Origin of the sequence: Algihabitans sp., from assembly GCF_965226985.1 — a bacterium.
Taxonomy (GTDB): domain Bacteria; phylum Pseudomonadota; class Alphaproteobacteria; order Kiloniellales; family DSM-21159; genus Algihabitans.
Genome location: NZ_OZ245712.1, coordinates 2,521,420 through 2,536,615, shown reverse-complemented (window position 1 = coordinate 2,536,615; position 15,196 = coordinate 2,521,420). Strand labels below are relative to the sequence as shown.

Below are 15,196 nucleotides of genomic sequence, written 5' to 3'. Positions count from 1 at the left end.
GGCTTCAAGACAAGGCTGCGGAGCGCCATGACCCGGTATCTTCTCAGGCGAACCTTCGGCGCCGTCATCGTCATGTGGGCGGTGGCGACGCTGGTTTTCTTCATGATCCGGCTGGTGCCGGGCGATCCCATCGGCGCGATCCTGTTCGATGCCGGCGATGCCCAGGCTGTCGAGGATCTGCGCCGCAGCATGGGCCTCGACCAGCCGGTCTGGGTCCAGTACGGCCTCTGGTTCTGGAACCTCTTCCAGGGCGACTTGGGGGCCTCGATCTACGGTAGCCGCGTGCCGGTCTCCCAGTTGCTGGCCGAGGCTTTGCCGCGCACGCTGTCGCTCGCCTTTCTCTCCTTCCTGCTGGCCGTCGCCATCGCCGTTCCGGCCGGCCTGATCGCGGCGACCCGGCGCAACAGCGGGTGGGACACCTCGGTCACCTTCGTGGCCTTTCTCGGCCTCTCCATGCCGGACTTCTGGCTCGGCATCCTGCTGATCATCCTCTTCGCCGCGACGCTCCAGTGGCTGCCGGCGGTCGGCTACATGCCTCTGTCCGAGGGCTTCTGGCCCTGGCTGGAGCATCTGATCCTGCCCTCGATCGCGGTCGGCACCGCCTTCTCCGCGATCATCGCCCGCATGATCCGCTCCGCCATGCTGGAGGTTCTCAATACCGACTACATGCGCGTCGCCCGCTCCAAGGGCCTGCCGACCCGCGTCCTGATCCTGCGCCATGCCCTGCCGAACGCTCTGATCCCGGTGATCACCGTCATCGGTATCGCCTTCGCGCTGCTGATGGCGGGCGCAGTCGTGGTGGAGAACGTCTTCGCCATCAAGGGGCTCGGACGGATGCTGATCCAGGGGATCCTGCACCGCGACTATCCGGTCGTTCAGGGGGCGATCCTGGTCGTCTCCGCCATCTTCGTCTTCTCCAACCTGCTGGTCGACCTGCTCTACTCCGCCGTCGACCCGCGCATTCGGTACGACTGATGAGCGACAGCACGATAGAGCCGCTCTCCGGCGAAGCCGCCTCAGAACCCCGGGTCTGGCGCCGCCAGACCCGCTGGGGCCGGCTGCGGGCCGTGCTGCGCGCCGACAGGAAGGCCCTTTTCGGACTCGTCGTTCTGGCGGTCTTCCTGCTGCTGGCGGTCTTCGGTCCCCTGATCGTCCCGCACGATCCGAACGAGATGACCCTGCAGATGATGGCGGGTCCTAGCCTGACGCATCCGCTTGGGACCGACGACCTGGGGCGTGACCTGCTCAGCCGCATCGTCGTGGGGACGCAGGTGTCCCTCTTCATCGGTGTTTCGACCGTGACCCTGGCGCTGGTCGTCGGGGTCTTCCTCGGCGTGCTGGCGGGCTATCGCGGCGGCTGGATCGATCAGGTCATCATGCGCTACATCGACCTGCAGTGGGCCTTTCCGAACTTCATCATCGCCGTCTATCTGGTCGCCGTTTTCGGGACGGGCATCTGGAACCTGATCATCGCGATCTCGCTGGCCTTCGTCGACGACTTCGCCCGGATCGCGCGCGGCATGGTGCTGTCGATCAAGCACGAGCAGTACGTGCAGGCGGCGCGCACCGTCGGTGCCTCCGACCTGCGCATCATGCTGCGCCACGTTCTGCCCAACGCCACCGCGCCGATCATCGTTCAGGCGACGGTCAGCGTGTCCTATGCCATCCTGGCGGAGGCGAGCCTCAGCTTCCTCGGTCTGGGCGTCGAGGCTTCGACGCCCACCTGGGGCTTGATTCTCGCCGAGGGGCGCAGCTTCATCTCGCGTGCTTGGTGGCTCGGGATCTTCCCAGGCGTTGCGATCATGCTGACGGTGCTCTCGATCAACTTCCTGGGCGACGCGCTCCGCGACTTCCTGGACGTGCGCGAAACGGCCGGGACACCCTGATCCTAGGTGCCGTCGCTTTACCGTAAGGCGAAGTGTCCAACGGCGGAGGCCGTCGCGCGTCTCGACCGCGATGGGCTGCTGTCCAAAAGAAACGAAACGGAGGAACCACAGCCATGCCTACCTTCACCACCCGGCCCGAGATTCGCGGCAGCTTCGGCGTCTGCGCGACGACCCACTGGCTGGCGACCGCCGTCGGCATGGCGGTGCTGGAGCGCGGCGGCAATGCCTTCGACGCCGCCGTCGCTGCCGGTTTTACCCTTCAGGTGGCGGAGCCCCATCTCAACGGCCCGGCCGGCGAGGTGCCGATCCTCTTCTGGAGCGAGGCGAACCGGCGGGTCGAGGTGATCTGCGGGCAGGGCGTCGCACCGGCCGGCGCCAGCATCGAGGCCTTTCGCGACCTGGGGCTGGACGCGGTTCCGGGGACGGGACTGCTGGCCGCCGTCGTGCCCGGCTCCTTCGACGCCTGGCTGCTGATGCTGCGCGATCACGGGACGATGGAGCTGGGGGAGGTCCTGGACTACGCCATCGGTTATGCCGAGCGGGGGTGCCCCCTCGTCCCCAATATCTCCAACGGCATCGCGGCGGTGCGCGAGCTTTTCGAGACCGAATGGCCAACCTCGGCCGCCGTCTACCTGCCGAACGGTCAGGTTCCGGCGGTCGGCAGCCTGTTCCGCAACCCGGCGCTGGCGGCGACCTGGCGGCGGCTCGTCGCGGAGGCGCAGGCGGGCGGTAAGAGCCGCGAGGATAGGATCGAGGCGGCGCGCAGGGTCTTCTATGAAGGCTTCGTCGCCGAGGCCATGGACCGCTTCTGCCGCGAGACGGAGGTCATGGACACCAGCGGCCGGCGTCATCGGGGCCTGTTGACCGGCGACGATCTCGCGGGCTGGTCGGCCAGTCTCGAGGCGCCACTCACCTTCGACTATCAAGGGTACAGAGTCTGCAAGACGGGGCCCTGGGGGCAGGGGCCGGTGGCGCTGCAGCAGCTCGCCTTGCTGTCGGGCTTCGACCTCTCCGGTCTGTCGCCGACCGATCCCGACTTCGTCCATCTGGTGATCGAGTGTTCCAAGTTGGCGTTTGCCGACCGGGAATCCTTCTACGGCGACCCGGATTTCGTCGAGGTGCCCATCGCGCAGCTTCTCTCGTCCGACTATAACGACGCCCGCCGGGCTCTCGTGGATCGCACCGCAGCTTCGCTGGACCTGCGCCCCGGGACCATCGAGGGCTTCGGCGCACCGCCGCCCCGGATCGCGCCGGCCGCCGGCGGTGCGGCCCAGGGCGCGGGCGAGCCGACGGTCGCCCGCTACGACGACCTGGAGGTGACGGCCAAGGGCGCCACGCGCGGCGACACCTGTCATATCGACGTGATCGACCGCTGGGGCAACATGGTCTCCGCTACGCCCAGCGGCGGTTGGCTGGCCAGCTCTCCGGTGATCCCCGAACTTGGCTTCCCCCTCAATACGCGGGGACAGATGTTCTGGCTCGACGCCGGCCATCCGGCCGCGCTCTCGCCGGGCAAGCGCCCCCGCACGACCCTCAGTCCCTCCTTCGCGCTGCGCGACGGTGAGCCTTACCTGGCCTGGGGCACGCCCGGCGGCGATCAGCAGGACCAATGGTCCCTGAACGTCTTCCTGCGCCATGTGCACTTCGGTCTCAATCTGCAGGAAGCCATCGAAGCGCCGGAGTTCCAGAGCGGGCACTTCCCCAGCTCTTTCTACCCGCGCCAGGCGCAGCCGGGCCGGCTGACCGTCGAGGGGCGCTTCCCGGCGGCGACGGTCGAGGAGCTGAAGCGGCGCGGTCACGACCTGGTGGTGGAGGAGGACTGGGCACTCGGCCGCGTCAGCGCCGCCGCGCGCGACGGCGAGCTGCTGAGGGCGGCCGCTAACCCTCGCTTCATGCAAGGTTACGCGGCGGGCCGCTGACTCTCTGTCAGCGGCCTGGCGAGCGGCCCCCGCCAAAGCGCGTTCCGCGATAGGGCGTCATGTCCGGACCGACGATCCCGACGCCGATCACGACGGTTCGGCCGGCGGTCATCCTGCCGTGTAGGAGACGGTCGGGACGGTCACGCCCCGCGCCGCAGAACCTCGCCTGCGTCCTGTTCCGTCCGCATCCCGTCCTTCACCGCGAAACGGCCGTTGACCAGGACATGGACGAAGCCGCGCGGGTGTTGCCGAGGGTCCTCCAGGCTGCCCTTGTAGGTCACCTTGTCGTAGTCGAAGACTGCGACGTCCGCCGCCGCGCCGGGCCGCAGGACGCCTCGGTCGGCGATCCCGATGCGCTCCGCCGGGAAGCTGGTGACCCGGCGGATGGCTTCTTCCAGCGGCATCAGTTCCAGGTTCCGCACGTAGTGTTCGAGAAAGCGCGCGGCCCAACCGTAGCCGGCCAGGGAGCCGATGAGGCCACCGGTTGGGCCGCGCCGACTGAGCGCCAAGGTGTCGGACATGACGCCGCAGTCGGAACGGATGAGACAAAGCCGCAGGTCTTCCTCGAAGAAACTTTTGGAGGTCCAGAGCATATGCAGGGCGTTCTCGCCGGCCTCCAGCAGCAGGTCGAGAACCGTGTCGTAAGGTGCGGTACCGCGCTCCGCCGCGACGGTCGCGACGGTCTTGCCGAGAATGTCCGGGTTATCGGCCCGCAGAAAATGGATGAGATCCCAACGGTCGTCCAACACCAGCCGCCACATGGGGGCCGGGTTGACCTTCATGCGGCTGCGCAGCTCAGGATCCCGCAGCCGTTCGAGCAGTTTCTCGACGCCGCCTTCCCGCGCCCAGGCGGGCAGGATCGCGGCGACGCCGGTATGAGACCACTCGTGCGGGATCACGTCGAAAGCGACGTCCAGGCCGGTTGCGCGGGCCTGGTCGATCATCTCCAGGGTATGGGTCATGGCGTGATCCGGGCGCCCGTACTTCGGCTGAATGTGCGAGATCTGGGTGCGCACCCCGGCGACGCGTCCGACGGACAGCACTTCCATGAAGCCCAGGTCGTAGTGGACGTCGCGATTGCGCACGTGGGAGGCGTGGAAGCCGTCCCGCTCGGCCACCACCCGGCAGAGCCGCGTCAGCTCGCTCGCCGTCGCGCCCAACCCCGGCCAGTACTCCAGTCCGGTCGACAGGCCCCAGGCGCCTTCGTCGAGGGACTCCGCGACCAACTCGGTCATGCGCTCCAGGTCGTCCTCGTTCGGCGGACGCACCTCGTCGCCCAGGACGGCGCCGCGCACGGCGCCGTGCCCGACCATGGCCATGACGTTCAGGCCCAGCGACTTGCGCTCCAGGGCGTCGAGGTAGCCGCCGAAGGATCGCCAGGTCACCTCGACCCCGGGCAGCCGTCCCACCATCCAGCGCTCCATGCGCCGGGCGTCGCCCACCGGGGCGAAGCTGTAGCCGCACTGGCCCGCCAGTTCGGTCGTCACCCCCTGCATGACCTGGCTGTCGGCCTTGCCGTCGGCCAGCAGGATCGCGTCCGAGTGGGTATGGATGTCGATGAAGCCCGGTGTCACCGTCAGGCCGGTCACGTCGATCCGCGTCTGCGCTTCGGCCTCGCTCAGGTCGCCGACCGCGACGATGCGCCCCTCGGCGATCCCCACGTCGGCGATGACGGCGGGGCTGCCTGTTCCGTCGATCACCCGGCCGTTGAGCAGCAGCGTCTCGATCATCCGGGCCGTCTTCCGCTCTGCGGTCTCACAGGCGCGGTCCATAGACCAGATCGGGTAGGAAGGTGATGATCTCGGGGAAGACGATCATCGCCAGCATCATCACCATGTAGGGCAGGATGAAGGGCAGTACGCCGACCGACACCTGCTCGATGGAAATGTTGGTCAGGCGCGCGGCGACGTTGAGATTGCCGCCCAGCGGCGGGGTCAGGAAGCCGATCTCGCAGCTCATGACCATGAAGATGCCGAAGACGATGGGATCGACGCCCATCGCCACCAGCCCCGGCAGGAAGATCGGTGTAAAGAGGATGATCTGCGCCAGGGACTCCATGAAGGTGCCGACGGCGATCAGGATCAGCCCGACGATCACCATGACCCAGAAGGGATTGGCCGCGACGGTGTCCAGGAAGGCCTGGACCGCCTGCGGCATGTCGTAGAAGGCGAGGACCTGTCCGAAGGCGAGCGAGGGCGCGATGATGATCAGGATGCCGCTCATCAACGCTGTGAATTTCAGGGCGTCGGCGAAGCGGTCCCAGGTCAGCTCGCGATAGACGAAGACGCCGATGAACAGGGCGTAGAAGACGGCGACCGAGGCCGCCTCGGTCGGCGTGAAGACGCCGCCGTAGATGCCGCCCAGAATGAGGACCGGCGCGAAGACCGCCCACTTGCCCCGCCAGAGGGCCTGCAGCAGCGGGCGGAAGGAGAAGCGGTCGCCGGTCGAGCCGTAGCCGCGCCGAACCGAGATTACGTAGGCCGTCACCATCAGCATCAGCGCGACCGAAATGCCGGGCAGGAAACCGGCGAGAAACATGCGTGGGATCGATTCCTCGGCCACCAGGCAGTAGATGATCATCAGGTTGCTGGGTGGGATCATGCTGCCGAGCGCGCCGGCGGAGGCCGCTACGGCGGCGGCGAAACGCGGCCGGTAGCCTTGGCGCACCATCTCAGGGATCGTGACGCTGCCGATTGCCGCCGTGGTCGCGGGGCCGGACCCCGAGAGCGCGGCGAAGAGGGCGCAGCCGAAGATCGTGACCATCGACATGCTGCCGCGATAGGCCCCGACCAAGGACTGTGCGATGGCGATCATCCGCGAGGCCATCCCGCCGGTCTCCATCAGACGGCCGGCCAGAATGAACAGGGGGATGGTCAGCAGCGGAAAGGGTTGCAGCGCCGTGAAGGCGTTCTGCGCCAGCAGGGTCACCGGAATGTCGATCAGCACCAGGGCCACGGCGGTGGTCAGGCCGACCGCCGCGAACAGCGGCATGCCCAGCAGCGTGAAGCCGACGAAGCAGAGAACGACGATCAGGGAGGCGCTCATCGGCTACCGGTTCCCTCGGCCCGCTGGGGTTCGTCGGGAGACGACGGCGTGATGCCCGGTAGACCCACACGCCCGCCCGCGAACCAGCGGACGTAGAGCTGCGCGGCCCGCAACATGATCGCGACATAGCCGATGATGACGATGCTCTGCGGCCACTTCTGGTCGATACCCAGGGAGGGGGAAATGAACTCTCGCTGCCAGAGCAGGGAGATGTACTCCCAGCCCACCACCAGCATCAGCGTGCAGAAGCCCATCCAGAGCAGGTCGCCGAGCAGGATGGCAGCCAGGGCCAGGGGGCGGGGCAGGGCCTCCACCGCGAAGAGGATGCGGATGTGGAAGCGATCCCGCACCGCCACGGCGGCGCCCATGTAGACGGCCCAGACCATCGCGAAGCCAGCCAGCTCCTCCGTCCAGGTGATGGCGGTGCTGAACACGTAGCGGCTGATCACTTGCGCGAAGACGCAGACGGCGATCAGACAGAGCGCGGCCTGTGCGACGATCTCTTCCGCACGGTCGAGAAGCAGTCTCATGATTGAAGATACCGCTGGCAGCAGGAAGAGGCCTCTGTATGGCCTCTTCCGGGAAAAAGGGATCGCGACACGACTGTCCGGCGGGACGCTCTTCGAGCGCGCCCCGCCGGCCGTTCGTCGCGCGCCTTAGCCTTCGGTCTCGCGAATGCGGACCAGCAGGTTGCGGAAGTCTTCGCCTTTCTCGTCGGCGAACTTGTTCTGCACGCTCTCGGCGGCCTCGATGAAGGGCGCCTTCTCGGGATAGGTGACCTGCATCCCGTGACCGGCCAGGGCATCCCGCACCTTCTGGATCTCGTCCTTCATGACGGTGCGCTGGTGATCCTGCGCCTCCAGGGCGGCGCGGCGCAGGGCCTCGGCCTGCTCCTCGTCGATGCGCGACATGAAGCGGTCGCTGACCAGCAAGGGGGTGAAGCCGGAGAAGTGCTCCAGGATCGCGAGGTTGTCAGCGAACTCGTAGAACTTCATGTCCAGGATGACGCTGGTGCCGTTGTCGCCGCCATCGATAGTACCGGTCTGCAGCGCCGTCGGCGTTTCCGACCAGGCCAGCGGCACCGGCTCCGCGCCGAAGGCCCTGAAGGTCTCGATCATCACCTCGTTCTTCGGCACCCGGTACTTCAGGCCGCCGAAGTCCTCGAAGGTCTCGATGGGCCGCACGCTGTTGTAGAGATCGCGATGCTCGACGTTGTTGAAGGAGAGCAGGTGGACACCGGTCTGCTCGAAAAGCCTCTCCTGAATGAAACTTCCGACCTCACCGTCCAGCACGGCGATCGCGTGATCGCGGCTGCGGAAGACGTAGGGCAGGACGAAGACGTCCATCATCCCGAAGTGCGGGGAGATGTTGTTCTGCGAGATCAGATAGCTGTCGACCGTGCCGAGCTGCAGCGCCTTGAAGGCGTCGTCCTCGCTGGAGATCTGTCCGGAGGGCCGGAGCTTCACTTCGACCTCGCCGTTTGTGTAGCTGTCGACCAACTCTGCGAACTTCTTCGCGAAGACACCGTTGTTGGAGTCCAGCGGTGTGCCCCAGCCGAGGTTCATGGTGGTCTGGGCCAGGACCGCGCCGCTGCCCGATGCCAGAGCGATGCCGGCGCTCAGGACTGCGACGGCGGCGCCCCGCAGCACGGACGAGCGGGCTGTGGTTCCGAAAGGTGATTTGACTGACGTGTTCATGATTTTCGCCTCCCACGGACGTGCCTCGTTCGACCGTCCGGTTGATTTCCCATAAGCAAAAGCGTAGTGGGCAAGGGCAGTCGCGCATAATATCATTCGGTTCCTCTTTGATACCGAAAGAGCATCAATGTCTCTGCGTCCACGCTTCGACCTTCGGCATGTCGCCTGCTTTCTCGCGGTGGTCGAGCACGGCAGCTTCCGGCAGGCCGCGCGCCACCTGAACATCGCCCAGCCGGCCCTCAGCCGGACCCTGCGCAATCTGGAGGAGGGACTCGGCGCGCTGCTGATCTCGCGCGACCGCCGGCGGCTTGAGCTGACGGCGGCGGGACGCATTTTCGCGGCCGGAGGCGCGCGTCTGCTGAGGGAGGCGGCGGACCTCGCCCACAATGCCGCGCGTGCGGACAAGGGGCTGCTAGGGCAGTTGCGCGTCAGCTACACCGACTTCGCCATCGCCGGCGCCTTACCGGACATCGTCAATGCCTTCCGCGCCACCTTTCCCGAAATCTCCGTCACCTTCACGCCCGGTGTGACGGCGACGCAGATCGATGCGCTGCGCGAAGGGCGGATCGACGCCGGCTTCCTGACGGGGCCGATCAACCTGCCTTTTCTGCAGACCCATACAGTTCAGCGCGACCATATAGTTGCGGTCCTGCCGGCGGGGCATCGGCTTGCCGAGCAGCGGCGGGTCGCGCTTGGCGATCTGGCGGACGAGGGCTTCGTGCTGGGTGCCAGCGAACGCTGGTCTCATTTTCACACCCACGTGACTCATCTTTGCCAAGGTGCCGGCTTCTTGCCGAGGTTGGCGCAGGAGGCGGCCGACAGCGAGGCGATCCTGGGGCTGGTGGCCGCCGGGATCGGGGTCACCCTAAGCATCGAGAGCATCGCGCGACGGCCGCGCCGGGGTATCGTGATGCGACGGCTTGAGGGGGAACCCTACGAGATCCCGACGGTGCTGGCTTGGCGGCACGGCGAGGAGGCGCCGACTCTCGAGCATTTCCGGGACATTGCCGTCACCTATTGGACTGAGGTCGCCCAGGTACAAGCCGCCTCGGGCTAGAGCGTCAAGTCGGGTGACGAAATAGGCGCTCTTCCGTTACGCCGCGATCGGCTGTACCTCGACAGTGACGTGTGAGATTTCGTGGATCTCCGACAGGCGCTTTTTATAGTCACTGGGAGGTAACGGGTCTGAGGAGACCAGGGAAACGATCACCGCGCAATGGCCTGGCCCGACGCGCCAGATGTGCAGGTCGGTGATCTCGTTTTTGCCGCTCCCGATAGCTTCCCGTATTCTCTCCTCCAGGTGTCTGTCCGGCACTTTGTCCAACAGAGTGCCGCCTGCGTCGCGAATAAGTCCCCAAGACCAGCGGGTGATGACCAGTGCGCCAACCACTCCCATGACCGGATCGGCCCAGGACCATCCGTAGATCCGTCCCAGCAGCAGCGCGACGATTGCCAATAGAGATGTCAGGGCATCGGCCAAGACATGGAGATAGGCAGCCCGCAGGTTGTGGTCTTGCGCATGATCGTGGTCGTGATGATGACCATGACCATGATGGTGAGTGTGGTCGTCCCGCAGGAGCCAGGCACTAACCAGATTCACGATAAGGCCGATCACCGCGACCAGGATGGCTTGATCGAAACTGATCGGGACCGGGTCGGCGAGGCGCAGAAGGCTCTCCCAACCGATGAGCAGCGCAATAAGCGCCAGGGCTATCGCACTGGCAAAACCGGCCAGGTCGCCAAGTTTGCCGGTCCCGAAACTGAAGCTTGGGTTCCGCGCGTGACGACGCGCATATCTGTAGGCCACCACCGCAATCAGCATCGCGCCGGCATGGGTGGACATATGCCACCCGTCGGCAACCAACGCCATCGACCCAAAGGCATATCCAGCGACGATTTCGACAACCATCATGGTGGCGGTCAGGACAATGACCAGCCACACCTTGCGCTCGTTGCGTTCCTGGTTCGCGCCCAGAAAGACATGCTCATGGGCGAGTGCCGATGGCTTTCGCTTGTCCAAAACAGGTCCTTCTGGGCGTCCGGATCCGCTCACTTCATGTAGGTACCGAGGATTTGAAGGACGTCTTCAATGCCCTCCGCGCGCTCGGCCTTGGTCGATGCAGCCAGAACATGTTCGTGCAGATGATCTTCCACGACCTCCTTCGTCAGCCCTGTGAGTGCGCCACGAATGGAGGCAAGTTGGCGAAGCACCTCGCCACAGGCTGCATCACCTTCTAAGGCACGCTCGACGCCCTCGATCTGGCCCTTCATCCGGCGCACGCGTGCCAGCAGCTTCGCCCTTTCGCGAACGACATGAGACATGATCCGACTCCTCCCTAGATAATATAGGGGGGTATATTATAATTGAGCAAGGCTAGATGTTCGGAACATCGCTGTCACGAGACTGGAACGGGGGCCGTCCGGTCGGAGCGTGCCCTCAAACTGATTGATTGGCATTTCATGGAACCGACCCGGCCTTGCAGCCAGTAGGACGGTTGGCGTGCGGACGACAGCGGGGATGCTGAATGCCATCTTCTTGAGATCAGAGGATTGGGCTACCGTGCCGCGTCGCTACAAATAGATGAAGCGATACGTTATTGCCGTCACGACTCGACAGAGTTCGCAGCGGTACGCCTAGCATAGGCCTGAACTTTGTTGAGCAAACGCGCAACGTTGCACGCTAACGTCGACTCGTATCTTTCATCTCAGGTATGGAAACGATCGTGCGTTCGTCGAAGCTTGTTCAGATTGTCTGTTGTCATGCAGCGGGAGAGGTCGGCGATGTCATCGTTGGCGGTGTGCCTCCGCCTCCTGGCGACACGCTTTGGGCACAGCGCAGTTTCATTGCCGAGAACGAGACCTTGCGCCGCTTCGTCTTGAACGAGCCGCGCGGTGGTGTCTTCCGCCACGTTAATCTGTTGGTGCCAGCGAAAGACCCGCGAGCTCAGATGGGCTGGATCATCATGGAGCCGGAAGACACGCCGCCGATGTCGGGATCCAACGCGATCTGCGTTGCGACCGTCTTGCTGGAAACAGGCATTCTGGCGATGCAGGAACCGGAGACACGGCTGGTACTGGAGGCGCCGGCTGGCTTGATCGAGGTGCGGGCGCGCTGCAGTAGCGGCAAGGTTGACGCTGTGACCCTAACCAACCTTCCGTCCTTTGTTGACCGTCTCGACGTGCCGTTAGAGGTCGTCGGACACGGCACCTCAACGGTCGACGTCGCTTATGGTGGCGACAGTTTTGTCATCCTTGACGCTGCAGCGCTCGGATTTCAGATCGAGCCTAGCGAGGCCCGCGAGCTCGCCGAACTCGGCGTCGCGATCACTGCCGCAGCGAACGAGCAGTTGGGATTTCAGCACCCAACGAACCCGGATTGGCAGCACATTTCCTTCTGTCAGTTCGCTGGGCCTCTGTCGCGGGACGTCAATGGCTCCCTGACCGGCCGTACAGCCGTAGTGGTGCAGCCCGGGAAGGTTGATCGTTCCCCTACAGGTACCGGGTGCTCCGCGCGCATGGCGGTATTGCACCGGAAGGGTTTGATGCACACGGGCCAAAGCTACCGTGCATGCTCGATTATCGGATCGCAGTTCGACTGTACTATTGCGGCGACCGCTGAGGTCGCAGGTCGCCCGGCGATTGTACCGACTGTAACTGGACGAGCCTGGATCACCGGGATGCGTCAACTTCTGTTGGATCCCGAAGATCCCTGGCCCGAGGGATATCGGCTCTCCGACACTTGGCCCAGTCTCGCGCATTGAAATTGCTGTATCCGGCGTAAAGTGAAGTAGCTTTCGACGGAGGCAACCCGAACGAGCGAGGCTTCGACTCAGTTCGTCAAAATAGTAGGTTGAGGCGTGTTCGCTTCCACTGGAACTCTTCCTACAAGGTCCGGTAGTCTCCTGCCCATGCAAAGGCCCTTTCGCCGTCTTGCCGCCGCCTTGGCCGTCGTGGCGTTGCTGGTCAATCTGGCCGGCCACGTCTCGCTGGCGGCGTCCTTACCCCCGGTGGACGTCTCCGACGCCGCTGGCCCCATCATCGTTATCTGCACCCCCTCGGGCATGAAGCTTATGGCCTGGACGCCCGAGGGTTTCGTCGATCTGTCGGAAGGGTCCGAACAGGGCAAGCAACCCTGTCCCCTCTGCGGCGCTCTTTCCGGCGGTGCTCTACTCCCGGCTCCGATCCTTGCCGAGATCGCGCGGACGATCTCCGGCGCGCGGATCGTGGAGCTTCAGCAGGCCTCTGCGCCTCGGCCGCCCGCCGTCGCCCGCTGCCTTGCCCGGGCGCCTCCGGCTTCCTTGACCGTTTGATCGCCCGGGTTTCGGCCCGTACCGATCTCCACCATCGAGCAGACGCGTCGAAACCGGTTCCGGCTGCCTGCGGCGCCTTTCCCGTTTCAGCGTGAACCTCTCTCGGTGGTACTTGGAAGTCCGCAGTCCGGTTCGACTGGCCGGCTGCCAACGAAGAGTCGTCAAATGTCCAAAACCTATTCGGCGCCCCACGCCTTCGTGCGGGTTCCAAGCTGGCGCACGTCGTGCGGCCGGATCGATCTCCTCGCCCTGGGCCTCGCCGCGGCCTTGGCTGCAAGCTTGCCGGCCGGTGTCGCTTTTGCCCAGGAAAGCAGCTCGGGCACCCCCTTCTTCCAAATCCAGAACGGCGATGTTCAGCCGATCCACACGAGCCCGATCCGCCAGTTCGAGGCGGTTCGCGGTGCGGGGCTGGATGGCGCTCGCCCGCCGGGCCGGGGCGTCCAGCCGGTGACCAACTTCCTGCCGCGATTGCGCCAGCATCGGGACTCCCGTCCGCTGCCCATCGCGCCTCTCTTCCAATTCGACCGAGCGCCGGGAGACATGCCCTATCGGACGGACAACATCCGCCTGCCGAGCGGCTGGGGCGAGACGCTGCGGCGCAACGCCGATCCCTTCAAGGTCGCCGGCGGCTACGCTACGCCGGGTGACACGGTGGAGGGACTGGGCCAGGCGACTCTGCGCCGGCCGGAGGGCTATGCGCGCGCCTTCGCGCGGGGCGTCGACGCCCGCGATGACTTCGAAGACGGCGGCGGTCAGGATGTTCCTTTCGAATACACCCGCAACAGCCAGCAACTCGTGCTGGGCTGGACGCCCTCTGCCGACTTCGAGGCCTTCGGCGTCTTCCTGCGCGACGACATCGATGACGACGCGACGCCGTCTTCGCGTTTGGACAACGTCGAAACGAACAGGTTGGTCGGACGGCTCGGGTTCGAACTGCGGGACGTCCCGGGTGACGCCCTGTCGCGCATCAGGGCGGAGGTGCGGATCCGCGATGCGGAGCGCCTCAACAATAATTTCGATGTGCGGGACTTTACTGTCGGGCCCGGCGCCCGGCGGATCGAGGTGGAGAACGAGCGCTTCTTCGTCGACGGCCGGCTGTTCGGCGATTTCTCTGCCGGTGCTTTCGAGAACCGTCTCGGTATCGACTGGATCGTCGAGCGGCGCGACGGCGAGCGTCTGACCGATCTGAACGCGGCCAGTCCCGAACCGCAGTTGGACGGCCTGGCCTCGCCTTTATTCCCGGATATCGCGGTCGCCGAGGTCGGCCCGACCTTCGAAACGGCGACAAGTCTCAGCGAGGACGATCACCTGCGTTTCGGTCTGGGCTACCGCTTCGTCCATGCCGATGCTCAGGATACGGATCGAGCCGGGCAGGGGCCCTTCGCCAATCTCGCGCCGGGTCTGCCCGCCACAGCGTCCAATCTCTACGACTTTTACTACGGTGCGACGGAGGTGGAACAGACGGACCACCTGCTGTCAGCCCGAGCCGTCTATCAGCATGAAGTCCTGGACGACCGTCTGACGCTGTTCGGTGAGCTGGCCCGGACGGATCGGGCGGCCGATTCTAAGGAGCGCTATTGGGCCGGTACCACACCGCCGCCCCAGGCTGCCAATCGTCTGGTGGGCAATCCGGAACTCGATCCCGAGCGGCACTATCAGGTGGCCACCGGCTTCATCTTCGACGGTCCCGACTGGATTGACTTCGGTCGGGCCAGGCGCGGCGGCACAACGATCCTGCCCGGTGCCTGGCAGCTGTCCGGCGCCTTACGCTTCTCTCACGTCGAGGACTTCATCACCCGCGATTCCGCCCGCTTGCAGTCCGGTGTGCTGAGAGACGACGGTGCCCTGATCTTCCGCAATGTCGACGCCAACCTCTTCACCGCCGAACTCGACGGCCAGTGGAACGTCACGACGAATCTCTCGGCCCGTGCCAACCTGATCTACAGCTACGGGCAGAACAGCAGCGACGACCGTCCTCTCTACGGAATTGCGCCGCTCGAGGGCAATTTCCTGCTCGACTATTCCGACCGGCTCGGCAGCTTCGGGACCTGGTCCGTGGGCGGCAAGCTGCGCTTGGTCGCGGATCAGACCCGCGTCGACGACAACGCCGCTACGGGATCCGGCTTCGACGAGGGCGACACCGACGGTTTCGCCGTGCTCGACCTCTATGCCGGTGCTCAGCTTTACGACCGGATCGGTCTGCGGCTCGGCATCGAGAACATCTTCGACAGCGACTACAGAGAGCATGTCGCGCGCCACACGCTCGACTCCCGGCAGAGAGAGCGGATCTCCGCGCCCGGCCGGTCCCTCTTTGTCAATGCCATCGTGACCTTCTAGGT

At 65.3% G+C, this 15,196-nt stretch carries 13 protein-coding genes; 7 read left to right on the top strand and 6 right to left on the bottom strand.

Annotation, left to right across the window (positions count from 1 at the left end; all coding sequences use genetic code 11):
• Window positions 1-27 precede the first annotated feature (27 nt).
• From ACO054_RS11670 to ACO054_RS11660, 3 genes are all read left to right on the top strand, one after another.
• Window positions 28-975, top strand: a complete 948-nt coding sequence (locus ACO054_RS11670) for an ABC transporter permease (protein ID WP_421706751.1) — start codon at window positions 28-30, stop codon at window positions 973-975.
• Window positions 975-1,886 (top strand): ABC transporter permease, encoded by a 912-nt coding sequence (locus ACO054_RS11665; protein WP_421706750.1) that lies wholly within the window; start codon window positions 975-977, stop codon window positions 1,884-1,886. The genes ACO054_RS11670 and ACO054_RS11665 overlap by 1 nt, the downstream gene beginning before the upstream one ends.
• Before the next feature lie 113 nt (window positions 1,887-1,999).
• Window positions 2,000-3,805, top strand: coding sequence for a gamma-glutamyltransferase family protein (locus tag ACO054_RS11660; protein ID WP_421706749.1), 1,806 nt, complete (start codon window positions 2,000-2,002; stop codon window positions 3,803-3,805).
• A 140-nt stretch (window positions 3,806-3,945) separates the two neighbouring features.
• Here ACO054_RS11660 and ACO054_RS11655 read toward each other — a convergent pair whose 3' ends face one another.
• The 4 genes from ACO054_RS11655 to ACO054_RS11640 form a co-directional block, all read right to left on the bottom strand.
• The gene (locus ACO054_RS11655; protein WP_421706748.1) at window positions 3,946-5,535 is read right to left on the bottom strand and encodes an N-acyl-D-amino-acid deacylase family protein; all 1,590 of its coding nucleotides are present in this window, start codon (window positions 5,533-5,535) and stop codon (window positions 3,946-3,948) included.
• A gap of 25 nt (window positions 5,536-5,560) precedes the next feature.
• Window positions 5,561-6,850, bottom strand: a complete 1,290-nt coding sequence (locus tag ACO054_RS11650; RefSeq protein ID WP_421706747.1) for a TRAP transporter large permease — start codon at window positions 6,848-6,850, stop codon at window positions 5,561-5,563.
• Window positions 6,847-7,380 (bottom strand): TRAP transporter small permease, encoded by a 534-nt coding sequence (locus ACO054_RS11645; protein ID WP_421706746.1) that lies wholly within the window; start codon window positions 7,378-7,380, stop codon window positions 6,847-6,849. Before ACO054_RS11645 ends, ACO054_RS11650 begins: the two co-directional genes overlap by 4 nt.
• A 126-nt stretch (window positions 7,381-7,506) precedes the next feature.
• Entirely contained in the window at window positions 7,507-8,547 is a 1,041-nt protein-coding gene (locus tag ACO054_RS11640) for a TRAP transporter substrate-binding protein (protein WP_421706745.1), read from the bottom strand.
• Between the two features lie 127 nt (window positions 8,548-8,674).
• Here ACO054_RS11640 and ACO054_RS11635 point away from each other — a divergent pair, with 127 nt between their 5' ends.
• Window positions 8,675-9,604 carry a LysR family transcriptional regulator gene (locus tag ACO054_RS11635; RefSeq protein WP_421706744.1) on the top strand — a complete coding sequence of 310 codons (930 nt, stop codon included), beginning with the start codon at window positions 8,675-8,677 and terminating at the stop codon, window positions 9,602-9,604.
• Between the two features lie 36 nt (window positions 9,605-9,640).
• Here ACO054_RS11635 and dmeF read toward each other — a convergent pair whose 3' ends face one another.
• Both dmeF and ACO054_RS11625 read right to left on the bottom strand, forming a co-directional pair.
• Window positions 9,641-10,567 (bottom strand): CDF family Co(II)/Ni(II) efflux transporter DmeF, encoded by a 927-nt coding sequence (gene dmeF / locus ACO054_RS11630; RefSeq protein WP_421706743.1) that lies wholly within the window; start codon window positions 10,565-10,567, stop codon window positions 9,641-9,643.
• Window positions 10,568-10,596: 29 nt separating this feature from the next.
• Window positions 10,597-10,869, bottom strand: a complete 273-nt coding sequence (locus ACO054_RS11625) for a metal/formaldehyde-sensitive transcriptional repressor (RefSeq protein WP_421706742.1) — start codon at window positions 10,867-10,869, stop codon at window positions 10,597-10,599.
• A gap of 389 nt (window positions 10,870-11,258) precedes the next feature.
• Between ACO054_RS11625 and ACO054_RS11620 the strand changes: the two genes are divergently transcribed.
• The 3 genes from ACO054_RS11620 (at window position 11,259) to ACO054_RS11610 (ending at window position 15,194) form a co-directional block, all read left to right on the top strand.
• Complete coding sequence (locus ACO054_RS11620; RefSeq protein WP_421706741.1) at window positions 11,259-12,308, top strand: trans-3-hydroxy-L-proline dehydratase; 1,050 nt, start codon at window positions 11,259-11,261, stop codon at window positions 12,306-12,308.
• A gap of 147 nt (window positions 12,309-12,455) precedes the next feature.
• On the top strand, window positions 12,456-12,857 hold the full coding sequence (locus ACO054_RS11615; protein ID WP_421706740.1) for a DUF2946 family protein: 402 nt from the start codon (window positions 12,456-12,458) through the stop codon (window positions 12,855-12,857).
• A gap of 165 nt (window positions 12,858-13,022) precedes the next feature.
• Window positions 13,023-15,194, top strand: a complete 2,172-nt coding sequence (locus tag ACO054_RS11610; protein ID WP_421706739.1) for a hypothetical protein — start codon at window positions 13,023-13,025, stop codon at window positions 15,192-15,194.
• The last annotated feature ends 2 nt before the right edge of the window (window positions 15,195-15,196 follow it).

Coding starts and splice junctions, on each gene's coding strand:
- ACO054_RS11670 (WP_421706751.1), top strand. CDS start 28: ATGACCCGGTATCTTCTCAGGCGAACCTTCGGCGCCGTCATCGTCATG.
- ACO054_RS11665 (WP_421706750.1), top strand. CDS start 975: ATGAGCGACAGCACGATAGAGCCGCTCTCCGGCGAAGCCGCCTCAGAA.
- ACO054_RS11660 (WP_421706749.1), top strand. CDS start 2,000: ATGCCTACCTTCACCACCCGGCCCGAGATTCGCGGCAGCTTCGGCGTC.
- ACO054_RS11655 (WP_421706748.1), bottom strand. CDS start 5,535: ATGATCGAGACGCTGCTGCTCAACGGCCGGGTGATCGACGGAACAGGC.
- ACO054_RS11650 (WP_421706747.1), bottom strand. CDS start 6,850: ATGAGCGCCTCCCTGATCGTCGTTCTCTGCTTCGTCGGCTTCACGCTG.
- ACO054_RS11645 (WP_421706746.1), bottom strand. CDS start 7,380: ATGAGACTGCTTCTCGACCGTGCGGAAGAGATCGTCGCACAGGCCGCG.
- ACO054_RS11640 (WP_421706745.1), bottom strand. CDS start 8,547: ATGAACACGTCAGTCAAATCACCTTTCGGAACCACAGCCCGCTCGTCC.
- ACO054_RS11635 (WP_421706744.1), top strand. CDS start 8,675: ATGTCTCTGCGTCCACGCTTCGACCTTCGGCATGTCGCCTGCTTTCTC.
- ACO054_RS11625 (WP_421706742.1), bottom strand. CDS start 10,869: ATGTCTCATGTCGTTCGCGAAAGGGCGAAGCTGCTGGCACGCGTGCGC.
- ACO054_RS11620 (WP_421706741.1), top strand. CDS start 11,259: ATGGAAACGATCGTGCGTTCGTCGAAGCTTGTTCAGATTGTCTGTTGT.
- ACO054_RS11615 (WP_421706740.1), top strand. CDS start 12,456: ATGCAAAGGCCCTTTCGCCGTCTTGCCGCCGCCTTGGCCGTCGTGGCG.
- ACO054_RS11610 (WP_421706739.1), top strand. CDS start 13,023: ATGTCCAAAACCTATTCGGCGCCCCACGCCTTCGTGCGGGTTCCAAGC.